The 5,691-nt window shown below is 67.2% G+C and carries 5 protein-coding genes; all 5 read right to left on the reverse strand.

Annotation, left to right across the window (positions count from 1 at the left end; all coding sequences use genetic code 11):
- Positions 1-230: aminotransferase class III-fold pyridoxal phosphate-dependent enzyme (locus tag IE97_RS0137705; protein ID WP_030252079.1), on the reverse strand; the 230-nt coding region annotated here is incomplete at its 3' end.
- Between the two features lie 527 nt (positions 231-757).
- Positions 758-1,492: an SDR family NAD(P)-dependent oxidoreductase gene (locus tag IE97_RS0137710; protein ID WP_030252082.1), complete on the reverse strand. Its 735-nt coding sequence runs from the start codon at positions 1,490-1,492 to the stop codon at positions 758-760.
- A 70-nt stretch (positions 1,493-1,562) separates the two neighbouring features.
- Entirely contained in the window at positions 1,563-2,669 is a 1,107-nt protein-coding gene (locus IE97_RS0137715) for an alanine racemase (RefSeq protein WP_030252085.1), read from the reverse strand.
- Between the two features lie 122 nt (positions 2,670-2,791).
- A complete protein-coding gene (locus tag IE97_RS0137720) occupies positions 2,792-3,265 on the reverse strand; it encodes a RidA family protein (RefSeq protein WP_234331902.1) in 474 nt (157 codons plus the stop codon).
- Between the two features lie 943 nt (positions 3,266-4,208).
- Entirely contained in the window at positions 4,209-4,895 is a 687-nt protein-coding gene (locus IE97_RS0137725; protein ID WP_030252091.1) for a GntR family transcriptional regulator, read from the reverse strand.
- Between the last annotated feature and the right edge of the window lie 796 nt (positions 4,896-5,691).

A 5,691-nucleotide genomic window follows, 5' to 3' on the forward strand; every position in this document is an offset into this window, starting at 1 on the left:
CGCCGCAGCGGCTGGTGCATGACGGTCGTGTACTGGCCGTGGATCAGTGTGCCAACCTGTTCCTGCGCCGCCGCGACGACCTTGGGGTGGCAGTGACCGGTGCTGGTGACGCCGATACCGGCGGTGAAGTCGAGGTAACGGCGGCCGTCCTCATCGTAGAGGTGGATGCCTTCGCCCCGGACCGCGACCACGGGCGTGGCCTGGCGAAGGTGCGGCGACAGTGCGGTCATGTTCGTCTCCCGGCCATCTCGGCGGACCAGGGCCGCGCCAACGCGCGACCTGTCCGGCCGGGACGCGAGATCCGGACGTTGTGTCAGCCGCTTCGGGCCCTCCGCCCCACCCCTCCGCCTCGTAGCTGCCGTCTCCGGGCTCTTGCACAGGTCAGCGACGCTTGTCAGAGTGACGAGGCACTTCCACCGAGCTCTGTGCCTTCACCGGAGCCGGGACCCCCCATGGAGGCACCGTGAGCGAGACCACCCCACGGCTCCAGGGCCGGGCGCCGACGGCCCCGACGCCTGCGTTCCGGGCCGCGCCAGCCTCACGCCTTCGAGCCGCTGATCGGGCACCTGCTGCCGACCTCCATCCAGGGCTCACACGAGCGGCACGGGCGCACTGTGGGTGGCGCCGTTCGAGTGCGGCGAACGGGGTACGCGCTCCACGCGTGTTCGATCCTTCATGCCGCAAATCGGCGGTCGCCCGAGCAGAAGGCGAGACGGAGACCGGGTCGACCAGCGGTGGTGATGCCCAGCAGGCGCAGTCAGAAAGCGGTGTACCCGCCGTCGACGGTCAGGACCGATCCGGTCACGTACGACGACTCCGACGATGCGAAGAAGAGCACCGCGTCGGCGACCTCTTCAGGGGTGGCGAGGCGCTGGAGCGGGATCTGGCTCTCGCGCTCGCGGCGGTAGGCCTCGGGGTCGGGACTTCTCTGGATCACCGCTTCGATGATCGGGGTGGCGGTCAGACCGGGAGCAACGACGTTGACGCGGATGTTGCGCGCAGCCCATTCGATCGCCGCGCCCTTGGCGAGCATGATGAGGCCTCCCTTGGCGGCGGAGTACAGAACCTCCCCGGGCTTGCCGACCATGCCGAGCCGTGAACCGACGCAGACGAACGAGCCGCCGCCCTCGGGCATCAGCGGCGCGAAGTGCTTCATCACCAGGAACGCGCTGAGCAGGTTGCTCTCGAGCACGTTCTTCGCGTCGTCGTAGGCCATCTCGGTCAGCGGACTGCTGGCCTGCAGGCCGTGGTTGAGGACGACGACGTCGACGGTGCCGAAGGACTCGGCGGCCTGCTTGGCCAAGTGCTCGACGAACGCCTCGTCATTGAGGTCTCCAGGGACATACAGGTCGTCGGGCCCAGCGCTGTCGAGCCGCTCCCTGCGGCCGGTGAGCAGCAGCCGCGCGCCCTCGCGCCGGAAGTGGGAACTCACCGCCTGCCCGATGCCACTGCCGGCGCCGGTCACCAGGGCTGCGAGGTTGTCGAGTCTCATGTAAGGCACTCCTTTACGGGGGACGTAGGTCGGGTTGCGGGCTCGGCCTCGAAATCTCGTCCCCTACTGGTCAATTGAGGAATCCGCGGGCGTCGACCGGCCATCGCTGCAGCGACGTGCCCGTGCTGTCGGTGACGATCAGTTCCTCGAAACCGAGGACGACCGGGCATACGTGGTTGGGCACCACCGGTACGACGGTGCCGACGCTGGGGCGGAACTCGCCGTCCGGCAGCGGGAGGAACCCGTGGTACTCGTTGAGCTTGGCCAGTACTGCCTTCGTGCCGGCGATGCCGCCGTAGCCGATCTCGGGGCTGCCTTCGCGGCTGAGGGCTTTGGTGCCCACATCGAGGATGACCTGGTCGGGGACCCAGTCGCTGACCACGGTGGCGGCGACGAACAACGCGATCTGGTCGTCCGTACAGGAGCCCAGCCGGGCGTTGTTCAGATCGCCGAAGACGTACTCGCCGGGACGGATCTCGGTGATCACGCTGCTGGTGGAGAACTCGAGGGTGGGAGTGGAACCGGCGCTGACCACCTCAGCGGTGACCCCGACGTCGGCGAGGCTGCCTACCGCGGTGGTGAGCGCGGCCTCCTGGTCCTGCGCGGCGCGCCGGCGAACATCCCGGCCGGCGCCGCCGTGCCCTGGATAGGTGAAGACGCCCACCGGTACCAGACCGCGTTTGCGGGCGGCGAGCGCGAGATCGCCCGCAGCCTCGGGCGGCGCCCCGGAACGACGGGCGCCGCAGTCGACCTCGATCACGACCTGCAGCCGGTCCGGTTCGTCCCCCATCGCGTCGGCGAGGGCCTCGATCGCCGCGACGTTGTCGACGCCGACCCGCAGCCGGGCGGACTCGGCTAGCTTGCGGATCCGGGCTCGCTTCGTTCCCGCGGCCCATATCGGGTAGGCGAGGAAGATGTCGTCGAACCCGGCCGCGGCGAAGACCTCGGCCTCACCGACGTTTCCCGCGGTGATCCCGACCGCGCCCGCCTCGATCTGGCGTCGCCCGATCTCCACGCACTTGTGCGTCTTGACGTGCGGTCTGACCTTGAGGTCGTGCTGGTCGGCGAAGCCCTGAATGCGCTCGATGTTGCCCTGCATGACGTCGACCAGCACGATCGGCGCGGGGGTGTCGATCCGCTCGACCAGAGCGCCGAGTGCTCGTTGCAGCCGTTTCACGCTGCCCTCCTTGTGGTTCTGCCTGGAATGACCGAGGGGCGCGGGTGCTGACTCCCTCTGGATGCCGAACGCGCGCGGCCCGCGATGTCCGCGCACTTGCGTACACCGCCGTCGGGCCCGCCCTACACAGCGGTGCAGACCATCTGGATCTCGACCGGACTGTTGAGCGGCAGCCCGGCGACGCCGATCGCGGTGCGGGCGTGTCGTCCGTTCTCGCCCAGCACCTCGATGAGCAGGTCACTGGCGGCGCTGGCGACGCTCGACTGCTCACCGAAGTCAGGCGTACTGGCTACGAAGACCAGCATCTGCACGATCCGGACCCGGTCCAGATCGCCCACCGCCTGCACAGCGGCGGCGAGGCAGTTGAGCGCGGCATGGCGCGCCAGCTCCTTGGCTGTCTCCAGCTCGACGTCCAAGCCGACAGTGCCCTGCCCCAGCAGCCGACCGTCCTTGTAAGGCAGTTGGCCCGAGATGTAGATGCTGGAGCCCACCTTCCGGTGGTGCACGTAGTACGGGTTGTCACGGAGTTCGGGAAGGGCCACACCCATGGCCTGAAGCCGATCGGAAGCCGAGTCGGTGTTCGCTGCCGAAGTCACGGACCGGCTCATCGCGCCACCCCTGCGGACGCAACAGGGGACAAACCAACGCAGTTCGTCACGAGAACCCGCATTATATGAATCTTGATCATCTGCACTCGGTTCTCCTCTCGAGTAACAGTGGCGACAAAACGCCATATGGCAACTTAAACCGGCCCCCGTATTGTCGTTTGTCGACCATATGGGTGTCCGTCGAGCACTGTCAATACAGACTTCCGCTCCGAGGTGCGACCTCGGAACGCCACGTGCGGCTCGGCGTGGACGAACATGTGCAGCACACCCGTCCGCATGACGATCGCTGACGGCGGCGGGCTTCTGGAGCGGTTGACACGGATGGCCGATCCGATCCGGATACGGCAGGAAGACGACCGTGACGCGGAGGCAACGCACCGACGAGCAGCGGAGGTTGACGGCGACGTTCTGGCCGATGGGCGAGTACGGCCCCCGCCACGAGCGGCTGCGGAATCAGTTCGAGGCGCGATGTGGCGGTTCAGGGCAAGTGCGCAGCGGCGTGAGATGGCAGGCGAGTTCGGTGCTGGCCGACCGGCTACGAAGTCACCCGATCCCCAGGACATGCCGGGATGACCGTCCGTGGGGACACCATGGAGGCCCTTGAGGGAACCGCCTGCGCGCCCGCCACCGCCGCAGTCCGACTGATGCCCCTGCCTGTCAGGGTCCCGCGGCGGACCGAAACGACAGCACAGGCGCTGTCATTCGGCATCCGAGTTGCAGCACGGGAATACCCCCCTGCCTCGCCCGGACAACGGCCGCGCCAGGTATCGCCGTGGTGACCCCGCAGGCAGGTGATGTCCGAGCGGGTGGCGTTAACCCGGTGATGACGGTGACCTGGCTGGACGGCACCAGCCGCACCGAGCCGTACCGCTTCGCGTCCACCTCGCACGAATGAGGTTGCCTTTGGACACTTCACGCAGGCCGCATGGCCTCATGCATGCCTGTGCGTGTGTTCCTCTTGGTCTCCCGTCTGGGCTCGCAGTCCCATGGGGAAATGGGCAGCCAGTTCCTGGCGGAAGGCGTCGGTGTCGCCTTCCAGGGCAACCGCGGCCAACCTCTCGTGCTCGACGACCAATTGATGCGGGTTGTCGCTGTAAGTGCGGTGATCGACACTGAGGTAGAGGCGCAGCTTGGTCTCCCAGCCGTTCCAAAGACTCTGCAGGATGCCGTGCCCCGAGAGATCGTAGAAGAGCCGGTGGAAGCGAAGGTGTGCGTCGATACTGGCCGGGATGTCGTCCTTCTCCATTGCCCGGCGGAGATCCTCGACGGTTTGCAGCAACTGAGGCCGCTCAGGACCGCGCAGCGCTTCGGCCGAGAGCTCGGCGGCGTAGGGTTCGACACGTAGCCGGACCGAGTCGATCTCGGCGACCTCGCGAGCGCTCACCTCTACGACGAACGCCCCGCGGTAGGGGATCTTTACGACAAGCCCTTCCTCCTCCAGCTTGGTCAGCGCCTCGCGAAGCGGGGACCGGCTGATCCCGAGATCCGTGGCGATGTGTGCCTCGCGCAGCTGGCCACCGGGAGGTACGGTCCCATCGAGGATGGCGGCACGCAGCGTGCGGTAGACGCCCTCCGGCGTCGTCGTCCGCTGCTCCTGCCACTCGAACTTGTGGTCCACCCCGTTGCCCTCCCTCGGCGCTTGTCGACCACTTGGTCGTTTGTCGACTATACCTCCGCTGGTTTTGCATCCACGCTCAAGTTGCCCCTTGGGCACGGAGTTCCCTGCTTTCACAGCCGCGCCGCGCCCCTCCCGGCTCCCGGGTCGCGGTGACACGTCGGCGTCTCGATGGTGCCGTTCGCCTGTCAGGCCGAGACAGGTCCGGCGACGGCGCTTGTGGACGTGCGGCAGGGTGCAGCCGAGCAAGGGGAGACGTCTTCGGTAGCCGGAACCAGGTCTTACCTGAGAAGCCGAGCACCTGGCAGATCGGTGACGTTTCCGATCCTCTCGGCCTGCTCGGTGAGCTGCACCCGGCGTTCGTACACCTTGTCCTCGCGGGGTCACCGCCAGGCCGGACATCCGCCATCGCCTTGCCCGCAAAGGCATCGGGTCCTCGCAGCGACTGGGCCGCCACCGCCACGTCCTCGAGAGGACGGTGTCCTGGCTCGCCGGCTTCCGACCCCCGCACCGCCGCCACGAGCGCAAGGCAAGGCAGCCGAACACGTCCTGGCTTCGACGGCATCATCGCAGCCCTCCTCAGCCACCGCCGACTCACCGACTGACACGACGCCTGGTTGCCAGGACCAGCCATGAGGTCGTTGACATTCAAACCTGCTTGGTCGACAATCGACCCAAAGATGGTCGACAATCGACCAAGGCATAGGCCGCTCCGCTGAAGCACTAGGAGGACCAGTGGGATTCGACGTCAAGCCCAAGTTCGTGACGTTCGACATGAACGGAACGCTGATCAAGTTCA

Origin of the sequence: Streptomyces sp. NRRL S-455, assembly GCF_000717875.1 — a bacterium.
Taxonomy (GTDB): domain Bacteria; phylum Actinomycetota; class Actinomycetes; order Streptomycetales; family Streptomycetaceae; genus Streptomyces.

Bases quoted from the DNA above. Each gene is read 5' to 3' on its own strand.
- IE97_RS0137710 (WP_030252082.1), bottom strand. From the start codon at position 1,492: ATGAGACTCGACAACCTCGCAGCCCTGGTGACCGGCGCCGGCAGTGGC.